The organism is Amycolatopsis sp. lyj-346 (assembly GCF_046548975.1).
In the GTDB taxonomy this organism is placed as follows: Bacteria; Actinomycetota; Actinomycetes; order Mycobacteriales; family Pseudonocardiaceae; genus Amycolatopsis.
Map to the genome: position 1 here is coordinate 55883 of NZ_JAJPWT010000024.1, position 15310 is coordinate 71192.

A 15310-nucleotide genomic window follows, 5' to 3' on the forward strand; every position below is an offset into this window, starting at 1 on the left:
GGGGTGCCGGGACCAGTGCAGCGCACGGTGTCCCCATCGCCCATCGACCAGGAGACGGACGTCGGCGTGGCCACCGCGGTGACCGACACTCCCGGCACCGCTGCGGTCGCCTGCCGAGGTCCCCAGCTGCTGCGCTCCAGCCACAGCCATGTGGGGAGATTCACGAGCTTGTCACCGGGCGGATTGGCGTCGATCCGCGGGATTGGCAGTCGCAGCTGAGCGCGAGCCTGGTCAGCCAGTTCTTGCGGAGAGGGTAACGGGGCTGCCGCGGGCGCTTCGCCGTCCGGAAGCCAGATCGGCGCCCGGTAAAGGCCGTCGTGCACGCCCGGTCCGGAACACCGGTAGACGTACCAAGCGCCTCCTTGCGGCTGCTGAGCGCTGAAGCTCACCGACCTGGACCAGAGCGCGAACCTCACCTGCGGACCGTCGTGGTGCGCGACGGTCTGCACCCCGTTCGCCGGCGGCTGGTAGTTGCTCCGGACGTACGAGCACTTCGCCGCGGTGTCATTGCCTCCGAGGATGCTGTCACCTGAAGGTGGTGGCTGCTGGTCCGGCGCTGAGTGAGGTCGTGTCGGCTGCCCCGGACGCGCAGGTGGCTGTGGGTGCTTCCCTCCGTCGCGGCTGGCTCCGAGCTCGCAGTACGGCGACGATTCTTGGGCGCAATCGACCGACCCCCATCCGCCGGCCATGACCTCGCTCGCCGAAGCCAAGAACAACGTCACTACTAACCCGCCAACGATCGGGGCTCGCATCAACATGTGCCCACGTCCTGGATTGCGAAGTCCACGACTTTCCAGGAACCGTCCACCGCCTTCTTCACCATCGCCTTGATGCGGCGCCGCCCGGCAGGGCCGTCGTCGGCCAGCTGACCGGTATCGGCGCGATACTTGAGCCATTGGCTGTCGTCGCCGCAGTCCGTCAAGTTGACTACCGTCGGAGCCATCGCAGGCTCGACGGACTCGACGGTGGGATGGTTGATGGGATGCCCCTTGGTGACGAGGCCGTTGAAGTGGTCGGCGTAGAGGCCGCGGGAGATCCTCGACAACGCGTCGGCCGTGGCGTTCTGCGCCAGCTTGGGCGACTGCCAGTCCGAGGTCACGGCAGCGTCGGCCATGTCCTGCCACATGCCGAGGTAGGCGGCGGTAGCGCGCTGCCTCGCGATGTCGGCCGGCTGGGGCGACTCGCTCGTGCTTGCCACCGCGCTCGACGATGTCGGCGGCCGGCTCGGCTCGCTCGAGGTGCATCCTCCGAGCAGCATCAGGGCTGCGGACGAAGCTGCGGTGATGCGGGCTGCTTCTCGCAGATGCATGGCTTCCCCTCCCGTTAGAATGATCAGCTGGCCGCCCGGCACGGCACACCACCTCGGCGGAGGTTCACTCGTTGGAAGGACGAGCGGTGCGCTGAGGCGTCGACCTGGCCAGCATGGCGTCGTGGGGAAGGGAAGAAGCGCCGCCGACGGACCGGTGATGAGATGAACGCCTGGCTTGCTGCGGTCAGCGCGGTGGCAGGCCTGCTGTTGGGAGCTGCAGGCAGCTTGATCACCAGGCAGCTCCTGCACAAGCAGGAGTGGGCGGCAACGTCGTAGTGGCTGGGCTCGCTCATCACCGCGCCGCTCCTGGCTGTCATCGGCTGGCGTTTCGGTCTGCGGGGCGAGCTCACGGTATATGCCTTCGTCCTGACGCTGGGTGTCCCGCTGGCGGTCATCGACTGGGTCGAGCATCGATTACCTCGAATCGTCGTACTGCCCCAGCTGGCCGGCGGCATTCTGGGGCTCGGCTTGTTGTGCGTCGTGCGCTCGGATCCGGCACCAGGTCTCCGAGCTCCTTGGGCAGCACTTGCCGCGGCGGGCTTTTACCTCCTGCTCGCCGTCCTGGTCGAGGGAGGAGTCGGCTCCGGTAACTTGAGCCTGGCGGCAGTCGTCGGCCTCGTAACGGGCTGTCCGGTTGGCCTCAGCTCGCTCGCCGGCGCGCTGCTGCTCGCGTCCCTTACGGCTCTCCTGCTGCTTATACCGCGCCTCGATGCTCGTCGCAGGGTTGTCGCCTTCGGGCTCTGCCTGCTGGCCAGGATGACAGCGATGGTCGTGGTCGCAGGCTGAGTGGGTGAACGCCGACGCGGCAGGCGCCGCAGAGGGGCAAGGGGGCGCCTGCCGCGTCGACTCGCCGAGGACTGGGAGACGTCCTCGAGTCCGTTGGCTACGCCGGTCCTTCGAAGCCCGGGTAGCAGCCGACTCCGCCGTTCCACCAGGCGCCGGTCACTCGCCATCGGATCACCGGCTGGAGGTCGGTCGTGCCGGGCCCGACGCAGTAGCGGTAGAGGTTCCCCCAAACGTCCTCAACGTCCAGATCGACCCGCGAGCCGGTGCCGCCATCGCAGTGCCGGTACTCGCCCCAGCCCAGATAGCCGCATTGCTCCCGGAACTGGATGCCGGGCGAAGCACTGGCGGCCCCCGCGGCGACGATGCACGTGGCGAGGGTGACTGCGGGAACACCCAGAACGCGAACGGCTGCTGCGCGGAGAGTGCGCGAATTCATTTTTCCTCCATGGATTCCGTTGAAGTAACGGGAGCTCGAATGCTCTGTAATCCACTTTGGACCCGGCATCGCGTCCTGGGAACTGGCCAGCCGACCCAGCCTTGTGCTGATTCAGTGCCGCGTGTGTGCTGATTTTGTCAAGGTGACAAGTCTTTTCAACATTCAGTCACCGCGGCGTCATTCCCTGCCGGCCGAGTGCGGTCTGCGCCGTGCAAGGGAGTTGGCCGGGCTGGATCTTCTCGAAGGCGGGACGCCACACCAACGTCCCACCTTGCACACGCGAGCCCAGCAGGCAGTCGATCCCGCCGGTCGACCGATCGCTCACCTGGTAGGCGACACCCACGTCGTCCCCACGCAAAGCTACGTCCTGCACGGGCGGTTGCCACGGGACGTTCCTGTCCGGATTCACGGACAGCGTCGGCATCGAACGCGCCAGGCGGGCGAGCAGGTCGTCCTTCGCCACGGACGCGGGAAGGGCCGTCAGCGCGGACTGCAGGGTCAGGTCGAAGCAGGCCGTCACCGGCTCTTGAGGAGACCCACTCGCCTTGCGTACCGAAGTCGTGCACCTGGAAGACGAGGTGCATCGTCGCCGCATCCGGGTCGTCCAAGGTCGTGTCGCGCATCTCGACCACCGCGAAGCCGGACGAGCGGCCCAGCGTGGTCTCGAGGGCCTTCCGCCCGTACTTGGTGGCGGAAGTCTGCGCTAGCGAATCGATCTCCTCGGCAACCAGCCGAGCGTCTTTGTCGGTTCGCGAATCACCTGGAGCGCAAGCGACCAACGTCACCGCGCAGGTCGACGATCCGGGCTTCCAGCGAGGCCAACCTGGTGCGGACCTCCGAAGCTCGCACGTCACGGATGGCGTCAAGGATTTTCAGGCTCTGCAGGAACGTCTGCATCGCCTGCTCGACCTGCCCCAGTTCGGACAGCGCCTCTGCCCGCGAAATCAAGCTTTGGGCTGCTCCCCAGCGCTGCCAGCTCCGGCCACGGACGGCCAGAGCCTCGTCGAAGTGCTTCAGCGCCGCGCGGTGTTGACCGTGTCGGCTGAGCAGTTCGCCGATCCGCTGGTGTGCGATACCGAGCACTGCCTTCGACGTGAACGTGTGCGCGCGATTCAGCGCGTCGAGCGCGTATTCCATCGCTTTCTCCGGCGCGCCCAGCTCGTCGCAGACACCGGCGAGCGCAGCCCGGTTCACGGCGAGACCGACCTTGATGCCGGAGTCCGCGAACAAGCGATCAGCGAGTTCATGCTGTTGACGCGCCTCGGCGGGACGGCCAGAGCTGGCGTACGCCAGGCCAAGCCCATACGCGGTCCAGGCGCGAGACCGATCATCGCCCAGCTCGTCGTGGCGCCGAAGCGCCTCCTCGAGATGCCCGACGCCGTCGTTGGTCCGGCCGAGCTCGTGCTCGACCCAGCCGAGGGCTTGAAGGCTCCGGGCGATCCCGGCGGCGCTGCCGGCCGCGCGTGCAGCGGCGAGTCCGTCATGGGCGGCGGTCAGCCAGGTGTTCCAGCTGCGCGTGAGCACGAAGTACGGCAGGAAGGCGGTCGGCAGCAACCACAGGACGTCCTTGGCTCCGTAGGTGCGCGCGTTGCGCGCAACTTGAAGCGCAGTGGCCGCTTCCCGCTCACACCAGGCCATCGCCGCCTCGAACCCGCCCGCCCTGAACGACATCGGCTCGACATCCGCGACGTTCTGCGGGGTGAGCCCGCTGTGAGCCCAGTTGGGAATCAGCGTGTTGTTCGCCTCCCACGCGGTCGCGGCATACCACCGCAACGTGCGGTCGTGAGCGCGCTCGACTTCGCTGAGCTGTTCTTCGACCAGAGCACGTTGGTGCGCATAGGCCCGCAGGAGCAAGCTGATGCGGTATCGGCCGTCCGCCAGTGGCTCAAGCAGGTGCGCTTCGGTCAGCAGCCGGAGCGCCTCACGAGTGCGCTCGACGTCCAAGTCGGCGAGCACGCCGACCGACTCCTTCCCGACGACGTTGGCCGGCCCGATACCGAGGTAGCGGAACACCCGCCTGGCCTCCGCGGGCAACGCCAGATACGAGACGTCGACGACGCCGTGGATGTTCACCGCCGGATCGCTCGAGGTGAAGAGATCGAGGCGGGTCTTCTCGGAATCCAGGCGTTTGGCCAGCTCGGACAAGGACGTCTCGCGGTGTCGCTGCAGGTGCTCGGCGGCGATCAAGACCGTCATCGGCAAGCAGCCGCATCGCTCGGCGACCAGGGCGGCGGCCGCAGCGCTGGCCTGCACGCGGGCTTCGCCGACGCGGCGTCCGAGCAGTTCAAGCGCCTGCTCAATGGTCAGGGGCGATAGCTCGATCGCCGTTCCACCAGTGCGCGCTAACAGGCCGGATTGTCGTTCCCGGCTCGTGGCCAGTACCACGCTGCCGGCACCGGGGAGCAGTCGCTCGGCCTGCTGGTAGTCGGCGACGTTGTCCAGGATCACAATCGCGGGACGCTCGGCCAGCAGGGAGCGGTATCGAGCGACGCGGGCCTGCAGGCTTGATGTTCCGAGTTCGGCGGAGCTGACGCCGAGCGCGAGGAGGAACCCATCCAGGACCTCTTCAGGGTCGGCAGGCACACCGGGCGCGAGACCCCGCAGGTCGGCGAACAGACATCCGCCAGGGAACCGTGCTTGGACGCCGGCGGCCCAGTGCACGGCGAGCGCGGTCTTGCCGGCCCAGAAGCCGCCTTCGATGACGATGGTGACCGTCGCGCCCGGCCGACCTTGGGTGACCAGGGCGTGGTCCATCACTCGCAGTTGCTGCTCGCGGCCGACGAAGTCCACCGGGGCCGGCGGGAGCTGGACGGGACGTGCGGCCGAACGAGCATCGCCTCGCTGTTCTGCCGCGATCTTGTCGAGCTCCCCTTCCGCCGCAAGAGCGGTGTCGAGATCGTGGACCACGCTTGGCAGCAGGGTTCGATGGCCGTGCAGCAGCTTCGAGAGGTAGCTCGCGCTGTAACCCGCCTTCGCGGCGACCGCGCCCAGCGTAAGGCCGCTTTGTCGCCGCCTGCGGTGCACCGCCGCCGCGAAACTGTCGATCGTCCTCATCTCACGCCTCCCCTCGCACCGGACACGCCTGTCGGCACGTCTACCTGGGCGGGGACCCGAGATGGCATCCGGACACCGGCGGCCGCTACCCGATCGAGCGACAGAGCTCGTCGGCGGTTTCCAGGCCGTCCGCTGTCCGATACGTTGGAATGATCAACACGAACGGTACGGATCACCGGACACAGAGTCAACCAAACCGGACCCGACATGGCCGAGAGTCCAATATTTCGGACTCCACCCAAAGGGGATGAGCATGTCCCAGCCAGCCGATGAGCAGCCGGAGCGCGACGAACATTTCGGGATTCTGCTCGACCGGCTGATCCGCCTGAAGAAGCACGGCGACGGCACTCCGTACACGGTGGCTCAGGTAGCCGCGGAGGTCGAGGTTTCCAAGAGCCACCTCTACGGCTTGATCAACGGAGCCAACGAGCCCAGCTTGCGACTCGCCCAGATGCTCGCCACCTATTTCGACGTCGAACTCGAGTACTTCGGTACCAGCAAGCGCGCCCGTGAGATCCAAGGCCAGTACGCGCTGCTCGCGAAGCTCTCGACACAAGGCGTTCGAGACGTCGCCCTGCGCGCGAGCGACCTCTCCCCCGACGCGCTCTCCACCGTGCGGGCTTTCATCGACTTCCAGGCCAGCAGGCAGGCAGGCGCCGAATGAATACACGACCGGGTGGTGCCAGTTCACGGCAGAGACGCGCCGAAGCCCATCTGCCACCATTAGCACAAGAAGTTGATCACCAACGGGCGGGGAGGTCCGTGAGCGATGAAGGTTGAACAGTTCGAAGTCGAATGCGATGGCGCCGTCCTTCACGCCGAGGCAGGAGGTGAAGGCCCTCCCCTCTTGCTCATCCAAGGAGGCATCGGTGAGGCCGGCGCGACAGAGCAGCTCGCTCGCGCGTTGGGCAGCCGGTTTCGTGTCATCTCGTACGACCGGCGTGGCCTCTCACGGAGCTCTGCAGGAAAGCCGCCCGCCACGATGGAGCAGCACGCCTTCGACGCCGGCGCGGTACTCGCAGCGTGCACTTCGGAACCCGCAAACGTGGTCGGAGCCAGCATTGGCGCGCTGATCGGCCTTCACCTGGTCGTGCAGCAGCCCGACCGAGTCGCGACGCTCATCGCCCACGAGCCGCCGATGAGCGCAGTCGTCCGCGATCCGGAACGAGAAGCAGCTTTGGACCGGATCGAAGAGGCGGCTCACGGGGACGTTCGAGCCGCGATCCGCCAGATGGGATCACTCACCGGGGCTCGGGACGGCGCGACGGAAGACGGTGCTCGGCCGGCGCCCGCGGTGGGCGACATGATGACCAATCTCCATCACTTCTTCGAGCACGACTTCCCGGCGGTCCGAGGTTCGACGCTACGAGCTCGGGACATCGCCCCCGCAATGGCGTCTACGCGGATCATCCTCACCGGAGGTACTCGTTCGCGCGGTCAATGGGAGTACCGCTGCGCCGAGCAGCTCGCCCTTGACTTGGGGCTCGGGTTGGTCGAGCTCCCCGGCGGCCACAACGGCCTGGTCAGCCATCCGATGGCGACCGCCACGGCGCTGAGCAGACTCCTCGATCATGTCGCGCACGCGTCGTAGCCACCACACCGGCAGATGGAGGAACGACCTTCATCTACGTCGCGGCGTGAAGAAGTTGCTGCAGGAACTCGATGTCGGCACACCCCTTGACGTCCGCGATCTCTGCCTCCGGCTGGCCACGCATCGAGGCCGCCCGATCGAGCTCGTGCCGTTTCCGCTGCCGGTACCGGGAGCGTTCGGGCTCTGGATCGCTTTCGCCGAAGTCGACCAGATTCTCTACCAGCAACACACGACCTCAGCTCATCAAGATCACATCATCCTGCACGAAGTCGGGCACATGATCAGCGGTCACGGCAGCGATGACGGGCCCCCCGGCCTGACCGCTCTGTTCCCGGACATACCAGCCGAGGTCGTCCGAATGGCGTTGCACCGCGAAGGCTACGGCCCCGTCGCAGAACGCGAGGCCGAGATGGTGGCGACGGTCATCAAGGAGTGGGCCACACTGCTGGAAGCCTTGAAGTTCGCGCCCGCCCAGAAGTCGGAGGCAGGCAAGAGGCTTCACGCAGCTTTCGATGACCACCAGGGATGGCTCTGATGAGCGTGCCCAATCTCGCGATGTGGTGCGCCTCCGCCGTAGCTTCCGCGTGGAAAGGCTCACAGCTCGTACGACTTCCCGATGACAAGGGACTCCGGGTCATCACGGCCTGCTCCGCCTTGGTGTTCCTCGCCTTGACGGCACAACTCGCGGCAGGATCCGACTCGGCGGCTCGAATGCCTTCAGACCAGCTGCCGAAACTGTTCCAGAACGTTGTGCTCACGTTCTTTTTCGCCCTCCTGATCATGCTCTTGCAGTCCATGGTGGATTCGGAGGCACTGGGATCGCACGGACCGGTCGAGGTCGTCATCGCTTGCGCGACCAGCTGTGGCTTGATCGTGGCGTTCGCCGCGGCAGACACGAACGCGGCCGGCTTCAGCTACGAGTCCGCGAACTCGACGGCCGCCCTGCTCTTCTACCTGATCGGCAACTTGTACATGGCCTACGCGACCATGCGCGGCGCGAAGCTGGCACGACGTGCCGCCGACCAGGCTCAATCGCGAGTGCGGCTCAGTCTGCTGGTCGCCGGCGCCGGTCTCGTCGTCTGCTGCCTCGGGACCCACGTCCCCCGGATCGTGTCCACCTCCAGCCGACTGGTCTTCCAGCGCGATGCCATCCCGGGAACGGCCACCTGGACAACCCCGGTGCTGGCGATCGGCATCGCGGTGTTCTTCTTGGGCATCGGCTATCCCGGCGCTCGCACCGGGCTGGTGAAAGCACGCCTGTGGTTCCGGGATCGCCAACGCTATCGACAGCTGTGGCCCCTTTGGTCGGCCTTGTACAACGCCTTTCCCGACATCGCGCTCCTGCCGCCAACGAGTCCGACCCGCGACGCGCTACGCGTACGCCACATGAGGCTGCACTTCTACCGCCGGGTCATCGAGTGCCGGGACGGGCTGGTCTGCGCGAGCCCGTACCTCGATGACGAGCCGACCAACTCCGGCTCATCGACTCACCGTCTTCGCGCGGCCCTGCACCGAAGCCTCACCAGCAAGCCGAGCGCTGCCGTATCCGTGGTCGCCGAGCCGACCGAGTCAGGGATGGAAGCCGACATCGACCAACTGCTCGAACTGTCGCGACGGCTCAGCGCTGAGTAGCTGAACTGCTTGATGAGATCGGAACGCCCGTTCAAACCAGATAGCGCTCGAGCACCTGGTCGTTCCGGGTCAGCGCCCTGGGCATCCGGCCTCAACAGCCACACCAATACTCCTCCGTACGCATGCCGTCACATACAGTAGCCGACGCCGGGACTTGGCCTGGTCTTAGCCGACTCGAAGTGGACGTCCAGCGATCCCCGACCAGCAGCGCGCGCACCCCAGAGATGACGCCGTAGCATCTCGTGATGTGGCCACCGAATCCAACGGGCAAGAGCTGACGCGCTGGAAGATCCACGGCGAGCGCGTCGTCGACGATACCCGCCGCCTGCGCTTGAGCATCGCCTCGGTCGAGCTACCCGACGGGGTGAAGTTCGAACAGTACGTGCTCCGCATGCCCAAAGCCGCGATGATGGCGGTCCTCGACGATCAGGACCGCGTCCTCATGATGTGGCGGCACCGGTTCATCATCGACCGGTGGGTTTGGGAGTTGCCTGGTGGCTACGTAGACCCCGGTGAGGACCCCGCGGCGACCGCTGTGCGAGAAGTCGAGGAAGAGACGGGCTGGCGGCCGCTGAACGTCGAGCCGCTCGGCTCGATGCAGCCTACCGTCGGCAGTGCCGACGCCGAGAACCTCTTGTTCGTGGCACAAGGGGCGGACTACATCGGCGAGCCCGCGGACATCAACGAGGCCGAGCGAGTTGCCTGGATACCGCTCGACACGGTCCGTGACCGCTTTACCAAGGGCGAGATCGTCGGCGCGGCGTCGCAGGTCGCGCTGCTCCACGTCCTCGCGTTCTACCGCTGAACCGGGGTGGGCACGCCGGCCGCATCCATCTGCGCGTAAAGGGCACGCACCCGGCGATCGGTGCGGTAGGGATTGAGCCGACGACCGACATCGGCGAGATAGGCACCGCCTCGGATCGACCGCACGTGCTCGCTCATGCTCACCGCAGCCGTGGCTTGCACGCACGCTTCGTCGACGCGGCCTTGGTCGGCCAAGGTCGAGGCAAGGAGCGCGGTGTTGAACAGCCGCCCTCGCTCGTACCCGTCGTCCATCCCCAGCGAACGACGGGCGAATTGCTCGGCCTCAGCCGCGGAGCCGAGGTCTCGGAACACATGAGCGAACTTCGCTGACAGGTACGCGCCATCGAAGTAGTTGAGCCATACCGGTCCGGCTCCAGGGGAGAAGCGTTCGAAAGCTCGTTCCGCTTCCTGGAGGGCCGCAAAGCAGGCTGAGGTGTTTCGCTGGAGCGCATGGCCATGTGCTTCGAGCACTGCGGCCTCGGCCTGCAGAGCGGCCAAGCCGGACCTCTTGGCCGTGCGCCTTGCGGCGAGCGCCATGTCGACGGCGACCTCGGGGGCGCCGTTGAATGCGGCGTGGTGGCTCATCGCTGCCAGCATTTCGGCTTCGAGCGCGTCGTCGCTTGCGTCCTGCGACAGCTTCAGCGCGTCGCGCAGACGCCGTTGTCCTTCTGCGGCGTTGCCGACGTCGAAGGCGATCCAGCCGGCAACCTGGTGCAGTTCAGCGGCCGCGCCGAGCAGTTCTTCGCGTGCCGCTGACTTCCTGGTGGTGTCCTTCAGCATCGGCGTGACGGTCGAGGTCAGGTAGTTGGTGATGGTCGTCGTCGCGCGGCTGTGTCCGCCTCCGAAGCGATTGTCCAGACGCCGGAACGTCGCCGTTATGTCGCGCACGATCTCGACATCCGTACTTCGGGGCTTCGGCGGGCCGGCCGCGACGGCCGGACCGGCCCCGAGTAGTGACGCGCCGATCGCCGTGGCGCCGACACCTGCGGTCCTGAAGAACTGTCGCCTTTGCACGTGTTCAAGACTAATCTCGTCGCCCGAGCCGGCCAATTCTACGGCGGTATGGGAAACGCTGAACCAGAGCAAAGCTGGAGGGATCTGCAGGGCCTTCGCCCAGCGTTCAAGGTTTACCAGGTTGCTCGGCGGGCGGGCGCCCGGCGCTTCCAAGCGGCTGACTTGTGCCTGGGTCAGGCCGAGCCAACGGCCGAGCGCTGCCTGCGAGACGTGAGGATTGGATTCCTTGCGATAGGCGGCGAAGATCTGGCCGAAGTGGCGGGCCTTAAGCGCAGCACTGATGGCCTCTGCAGCCCAGAAGGAATCCGGCTGGGACGGCGCCTCGTTCGCGATCAGCAGGCGGAGGCAAGGGCCGCAGTGGTTGCTGACGCGGTCACGGGCCAGGCGCGCACCGCATTTTTCACACCTTCTTGTCGGCATCTGCACGCCGGTTCCCCTCCTGCCATTGTCTAACATGCAGTGTATTCGATCGAACACAACACGCGTCGGATTCCATCCTTCCGGCGTATGGAATCCGGCACTACACGACTCCTACCTGCTGAAACTCATACGTCGACGTCGTTTGCAGCCGCAACCTTCCGATGGAACCTAGACCCATGCAAGCGGTAGCACACGGTAACGAAATGATCCCCCGCGACTTCGACGTCTTGCCCGGAGGTCGCATCACCTCAACAGGTCGAGCTCCCCGGCCCGCTGCTCCCCAACCGGACGGGGATACCCGCGTTGAGGTCGCCTTCCATCAGCTCATGCGACCACGTGAACACGGTGAGCAGCTGACCGAGATGGACTACGAAGCGGCGACGTTGGTGCTCGAAACCTACTGGCCGAAGTTCGATACTCCACGACCGCTGCCGGAACGCTGGCGATAACACCGTCCACCTCGGTGAGCGCGCCGAAGTGGCCGCTTTCGGCTGCACCAGCAGAGCTACCACCACCTTGTAGAGAGACCGAGCTCATGTCATTGCCATCCATCCACCGGCCCGCTGTGTTGATCGTCAGTGCCACCCTTCGCGAGGCACGCGAACGACGACAAATTGGGCTGCGTCGGTTCGCTCACCAGATCGGCATGTCGCCGGCGCGCCTGTCCGGTTTGGAACGGGCAACCCACATTCCGCACCCTGCCGACGTTGCCCACATCCTCGGCTTCTTCGGGATCGCTGGTGCCGAGTACGAACAGGTAATGAAGGCAGCCAAGCACGTCTATGACGCCAACTTCATTGCCCAGCACGACGCACAGGCGTTCAGTCTGACGTGGACATACGAACAGGTGTCGGACCGGATCGTGGAATGGGCTCCTTCTTACCTCCCCGACCTGCTTCGCCCCCATCAACACTTCGAGCGTGCGCCCGGCGGGGACGACAAGACGCTGTGTCGCAGTGAGCTGGACCCACTTGAATGGAGCGTTCGCCAGCAAACGATGCAGGAAGGCCTCCGCCGCTATATCTTCCTTATCGGCGAGGACGCCGTGCGCACGACGACCGACGAGGTCGGCGCAGACGAACAGATTCACCGTCTCCGTACGGTGGCAGGTCTTCCTCATGTCATTGTCCGGATCGTGCCGAAGACGGCCATCGGACTGTACCCACCGCCAGCTTTCACCCTCTTCGAAGCCCGACGCAGCCCTGTGACGGTCACCTTCAAGCACGTTCACTGCACCGCATACATGACCGAGAAATCGTTGCTTGACGAATACTTGGGCACCGCGAAAGCGTTACAACGTCGGGCACTTAGCGAGTCCGCGACAGTCGACGCGCTGAACGGCTCTCGGTGGGGTCGAGCGTCATGACGGACGCGGTGATCTACATCGACCCCCTCATGATCCACCCGGTGATGGAGGGCGTGTGGCACCACGCCCGCCTAGCGGAAATACCGGATCCAGGCCAGACGATCACCATGCTTTGCGGTGTCACCGGAGTCGCGGCGTTCTTGCCGCTGAGCCAGCGGCGGAACCGCACAATCCCTCGCCAATGCGAACGTTGCGACGCGATAGTCCGGCAACTACACGGCATCCCGCTACGACAGAACCGGATCAGGCCGAGATGAATCAGCTTGCCCGCACCTAGCAGACCTGTCCTCCGAGGAGTGAACGATGACCGTCCGTCCGATCGCCGTCGACGAGCAGGCGTCGAGCTGCTACTTCCGCACCACCGTCGACGCCCCGTACCGCAAGGCGCTCGTCCAGATCACCGAGCGGTGCAACCTGCGTTGCGCGCACTGCTTCGTCTCCGCGACCAAGCGCGGCAAGGACATGCCTTTGACCGAGGTTGTGAAGAAGGTCGTGCCGCGGCTGGCCGAGGCTCGGGTTCGGCGGGTGACGCTGACCGGCGGCGAGCCGACGATCCACCCGGACTTCCTCGGCATCGTGCACGCCTTCCGCAACGCCGGGATCGACGTCGGCATCTGCACGAACGCCACCGAGCTCAGCGACACGCTCATCCAGCAACTCGGCACGGCCGGCGTCCACGTCAACGTCTCCCTCGACGGATTTGCCGCCGAATCGCACGGCCTGTTCCGCGGCGACCGCGCCTCCTTCGACGTGACCGTGACCAATGTCCGCAGGCTCGCCGCCGCCCGCCTCCTGCAAGGGCTGCTGTGCACGCCGAACTCTCTGGCCGCCAACGAGGAGTACGTGCGGCTGTGCGAGTTCGCGCGCGAGAACGGCGCCCGCTACGTGCTGCTCAACCCGCTGGGCAGCATGGGCCGCGGCGTGAAGTCCCAGCGGAAGCTGGCGAAGACGACCATGCACATGCAGGAGATCTTCGAGCTGACCGCCCCGTTCGACGGCCCCGACCTCGACATCGCCCACATCCGCTTCCCCAACACCGACCGCAAGCCCCTCGCCGGCTGCGAAGCCGGAACGATCATCTACGTCTTCACCCCCGGCGAGGTCACCGTCTGTCCCTACCTCGTCTTCGCCGCCCGGACACCGGTCTCCCGCCACCCCGACACCGACTTCATCGTCGGCAACATCTTCACCGACCGCGACATCGCCGCCCGCCTCGACGCTTACCGCCTCCACGACCGGTTCCAGGTCGGCGCCAACCCGACCTGCACCTCCTGCAGCCTCGAGCCCGCCTGCGGCAAAGGATGCCCGGCCGCGGTGGTGGCCGGCGGTGGACGCATCGGCGACGTCGACACCGAGCAGTGTCCGGTGACCGCCGAGGAGCACCGGCTGCTGCCGCTGGACGTCGCGTGACCGCGCCGCGGCTGCCCGGCACGCTGGTGACCTTCGAGGGCCCCGGTGGCGTTGGGAAGACGACGATCACCGAGCTGGTCGCCGAGCTCCTCGACGCAGACGACCTCCCCGTGCACGCCACCATCCAGCCGTCCCGCACTCCCCTGGGTGACCTGGCCCGGCACGGCACCGACACCTACCGCGACATGGCCCTCGCCTGCCTCTGCGCAGCCGACCGGCACCATCAGCTCACCACCGAAATCCTCCCCGCGCTGACCAAAGGCAAGATCGTGCTGTGCGATCGGTACGTGGCCTCGTCGCTGGTCCTAGAGGGCCTGGACGACATCCCCCTCGACGTCGTCTGGGCTCTCAACCACGGCGTCTACCGCCCCGACCTCGTGTGTGCGCTCAGCGCTCCGCCCGCGGACGTCGAATACCGCCTGCGCGCTCGCGGCGGGCACAGCCGATTCAAGCGCACGCCCGGGAGCAGCTTCCGCGAGACCTACGGCTACCTCGCGGCCACGACCTTCCTGCATGACCAGGGCTGGCCCGTCCGGGTGGTCGACTGCGCCGACGACCCCCGTACCACGGCTGGCACCATCGTCGACCTGATCCACCACACCCGCACGGAGAGCCCGGCATGCCCCTGACCGTCCTCACCCTCAACATCGGCAACCCCGCCGTCGAACGAGCCCGCCGCCAACGCGACTGGCTCGCCCGCCGCGACGAGGACGTCATCGTCTTCACCGAAACCGGCTCCGGATCCGGCACCCAGCTGATCGCCGAGTCTTTCGCCGACGCAGGCTGGTCGGTCACGTCCCCCGAGCACCCTGACAAAGAACGCGGCGTCATGCTGCTGTCCAAGGTCGAGTGCACGGTCGACCCCATCGGCGCGGCGATGACCTACCTGCCCGCCCGGCTGGCCGGCATCGCGCTGGACACCAACAACGGTCCGCTGCGCATCCTCGGCGCCTACGTCCCCTCCCGCGACGCCACCGAAGCGAAGACCACCCGCAAACGCGAGTGGATCGAAGCCTTCCACCAGGCGTACGAAGCCACCAGCGACAACGCCGCAGTTCTCCTTCTGGGTGATCTCAACGTCCTGGAGCCCGGGCACGTGCCGCCACATCGCGGGCAGTTCGCACCGTTCGAGACCGCCTTCTACACCTCGCTGACCCAACGGCACGGCCTCACCGACGTCTTCCGCGCGCTGCATCCGACCGCCGTCGAACACAGCTGGGCCCGCCGCGCCGAGCTCGGCTACCGCTACGACCACGCCCACGCCAGCGCCCCGCTGCTCGCCCACCTCACCAGCTGCTCCTACGTCCACGCCACACGCCAGGAGAACCCGGCGCTCACGGACCATTCCGGACTCGCCGTCGCGCTGACGCTGACCGCGACCGCGCCGCTGATAACGTCCGACCCGGCCGCGGACCGCGAGGCAACACTGTTCTGAACCTGAGTGCTCGTGCCCGGCCAGCCACCCAGCTGCCGAGCACGAGGACCTAC

General features: G+C 66.5%; 15 protein-coding genes. 10 read left to right on the top strand and 5 right to left on the bottom strand.

Features of this window, described 5'->3' with window-relative positions; all coding sequences use genetic code 11:
- Positions 1-751: 751 nt before the first annotated feature.
- The 4 genes from ACLJQE_RS41875 to ACLJQE_RS41890 all read right to left on the bottom strand — a co-directional run bounded on the left by ACLJQE_RS41875 (position 752) and on the right by ACLJQE_RS41890 (position 5585).
- The gene (locus ACLJQE_RS41875) at positions 752-1309 is read right to left on the bottom strand and encodes a hypothetical protein (protein WP_410645341.1); all 558 of its coding nucleotides are present in this window, start codon (positions 1307-1309) and stop codon (positions 752-754) included.
- A gap of 883 nt (positions 1310-2192) precedes the next feature.
- Positions 2193-2531 carry a DUF6355 family natural product biosynthesis protein gene (locus ACLJQE_RS41880; RefSeq protein WP_410645343.1) on the bottom strand — a complete coding sequence of 113 codons (339 nt, stop codon included), beginning with the start codon at positions 2529-2531 and terminating at the stop codon, positions 2193-2195.
- A 166-nt stretch (positions 2532-2697) separates the two neighbouring features.
- Positions 2698-3051, bottom strand: coding sequence for a hypothetical protein (locus tag ACLJQE_RS41885; protein WP_410645345.1), 354 nt, complete (start codon positions 3049-3051; stop codon positions 2698-2700).
- 236 nt (positions 3052-3287) lie between these two features.
- Positions 3288-5585 (bottom strand): tetratricopeptide repeat protein, encoded by a 2298-nt coding sequence (locus ACLJQE_RS41890; protein WP_410645347.1) that lies wholly within the window; start codon positions 5583-5585, stop codon positions 3288-3290.
- 253 nt (positions 5586-5838) lie between these two features.
- Here ACLJQE_RS41890 and ACLJQE_RS41895 point away from each other — a divergent pair, with 253 nt between their 5' ends.
- The 5 genes from ACLJQE_RS41895 (at position 5839) to ACLJQE_RS41915 (ending at position 9613) form a co-directional block, all read left to right on the top strand.
- Positions 5839-6249, top strand: coding sequence for a helix-turn-helix transcriptional regulator (locus ACLJQE_RS41895; RefSeq protein ID WP_410645349.1), 411 nt, complete (start codon positions 5839-5841; stop codon positions 6247-6249).
- A gap of 105 nt (positions 6250-6354) precedes the next feature.
- Complete coding sequence (locus ACLJQE_RS41900) at positions 6355-7176, top strand: alpha/beta fold hydrolase (protein ID WP_410645351.1); 822 nt, start codon at positions 6355-6357, stop codon at positions 7174-7176.
- A 46-nt stretch (positions 7177-7222) separates the two neighbouring features.
- On the top strand, positions 7223-7711 hold the full coding sequence (locus ACLJQE_RS41905) for a hypothetical protein (RefSeq protein ID WP_410645353.1): 489 nt from the start codon (positions 7223-7225) through the stop codon (positions 7709-7711).
- Positions 7711-8808, top strand: coding sequence for an MAB_1171c family putative transporter (locus ACLJQE_RS41910; RefSeq protein WP_410645355.1), 1098 nt, complete (start codon positions 7711-7713; stop codon positions 8806-8808). The genes ACLJQE_RS41905 and ACLJQE_RS41910 overlap by 1 nt, the downstream gene beginning before the upstream one ends.
- A gap of 247 nt (positions 8809-9055) precedes the next feature.
- Positions 9056-9613, top strand: coding sequence for an NUDIX hydrolase (locus tag ACLJQE_RS41915; RefSeq protein ID WP_410645357.1), 558 nt, complete (start codon positions 9056-9058; stop codon positions 9611-9613).
- On the opposite strand, the gene ACLJQE_RS41920 is transcribed toward ACLJQE_RS41915, so the two are convergent.
- On the bottom strand, positions 9604-11052 hold the full coding sequence (locus ACLJQE_RS41920; RefSeq protein WP_410645359.1) for a helix-turn-helix domain-containing protein: 1449 nt from the start codon (positions 11050-11052) through the stop codon (positions 9604-9606). The genes ACLJQE_RS41915 and ACLJQE_RS41920 overlap by 10 nt on opposite strands.
- A gap of 320 nt (positions 11053-11372) precedes the next feature.
- Here ACLJQE_RS41920 and ACLJQE_RS41925 point away from each other — a divergent pair, with 320 nt between their 5' ends.
- The 5 genes from ACLJQE_RS41925 (at position 11373) to ACLJQE_RS41945 (ending at position 15257) form a co-directional block, all read left to right on the top strand.
- Positions 11373-11495 carry a hypothetical protein gene (locus tag ACLJQE_RS41925; protein WP_410645361.1) on the top strand — a complete coding sequence of 41 codons (123 nt, stop codon included), beginning with the start codon at positions 11373-11375 and terminating at the stop codon, positions 11493-11495.
- 14 nt (positions 11496-11509) lie between these two features.
- Positions 11510-12412, top strand: a complete 903-nt coding sequence (locus tag ACLJQE_RS41930) for a Scr1 family TA system antitoxin-like transcriptional regulator (RefSeq protein WP_410645363.1) — start codon at positions 11510-11512, stop codon at positions 12410-12412.
- A gap of 303 nt (positions 12413-12715) precedes the next feature.
- Positions 12716-13822, top strand: a complete 1107-nt coding sequence (locus ACLJQE_RS41935) for a radical SAM protein (protein WP_410645365.1) — start codon at positions 12716-12718, stop codon at positions 13820-13822.
- Positions 13819-14451, top strand: a complete 633-nt coding sequence (gene tmk / locus ACLJQE_RS41940; protein WP_410645367.1) for a dTMP kinase — start codon at positions 13819-13821, stop codon at positions 14449-14451. The genes ACLJQE_RS41935 and tmk overlap by 4 nt, the downstream gene beginning before the upstream one ends.
- The gene (locus ACLJQE_RS41945) at positions 14442-15257 is read left to right on the top strand and encodes an endonuclease/exonuclease/phosphatase family protein (RefSeq protein WP_410645372.1); all 816 of its coding nucleotides are present in this window, start codon (positions 14442-14444) and stop codon (positions 15255-15257) included. Before tmk ends, ACLJQE_RS41945 begins: the two co-directional genes overlap by 10 nt.
- Positions 15258-15310 lie beyond the last annotated feature (53 nt).

Excerpts from the sequence above, each read along its gene's own strand:
- ACLJQE_RS41875 (WP_410645341.1), bottom strand. The coding sequence starts at position 1,309 with ATGCATCTGCGAGAAGCAGCCCGCATCACCGCAGCTTCGTCCGCAGCC.
- ACLJQE_RS41880 (WP_410645343.1), bottom strand. The coding sequence starts at position 2,531 with ATGAATTCGCGCACTCTCCGCGCAGCAGCCGTTCGCGTTCTGGGTGTT.
- ACLJQE_RS41890 (WP_410645347.1), bottom strand. The coding sequence starts at position 5,585 with ATGAGGACGATCGACAGTTTCGCGGCGGCGGTGCACCGCAGGCGGCGA.
- ACLJQE_RS41895 (WP_410645349.1), top strand. The coding sequence starts at position 5,839 with ATGTCCCAGCCAGCCGATGAGCAGCCGGAGCGCGACGAACATTTCGGG.
- ACLJQE_RS41900 (WP_410645351.1), top strand. The coding sequence starts at position 6,355 with ATGAAGGTTGAACAGTTCGAAGTCGAATGCGATGGCGCCGTCCTTCAC.
- ACLJQE_RS41910 (WP_410645355.1), top strand. The coding sequence starts at position 7,711 with ATGAGCGTGCCCAATCTCGCGATGTGGTGCGCCTCCGCCGTAGCTTCC.
- ACLJQE_RS41925 (WP_410645361.1), top strand. The coding sequence starts at position 11,373 with ATGCGACCACGTGAACACGGTGAGCAGCTGACCGAGATGGACTACGAA.
- ACLJQE_RS41935 (WP_410645365.1), top strand. The coding sequence starts at position 12,716 with ATGACCGTCCGTCCGATCGCCGTCGACGAGCAGGCGTCGAGCTGCTAC.
- ACLJQE_RS41945 (WP_410645372.1), top strand. The coding sequence starts at position 14,442 with ATGCCCCTGACCGTCCTCACCCTCAACATCGGCAACCCCGCCGTCGAA.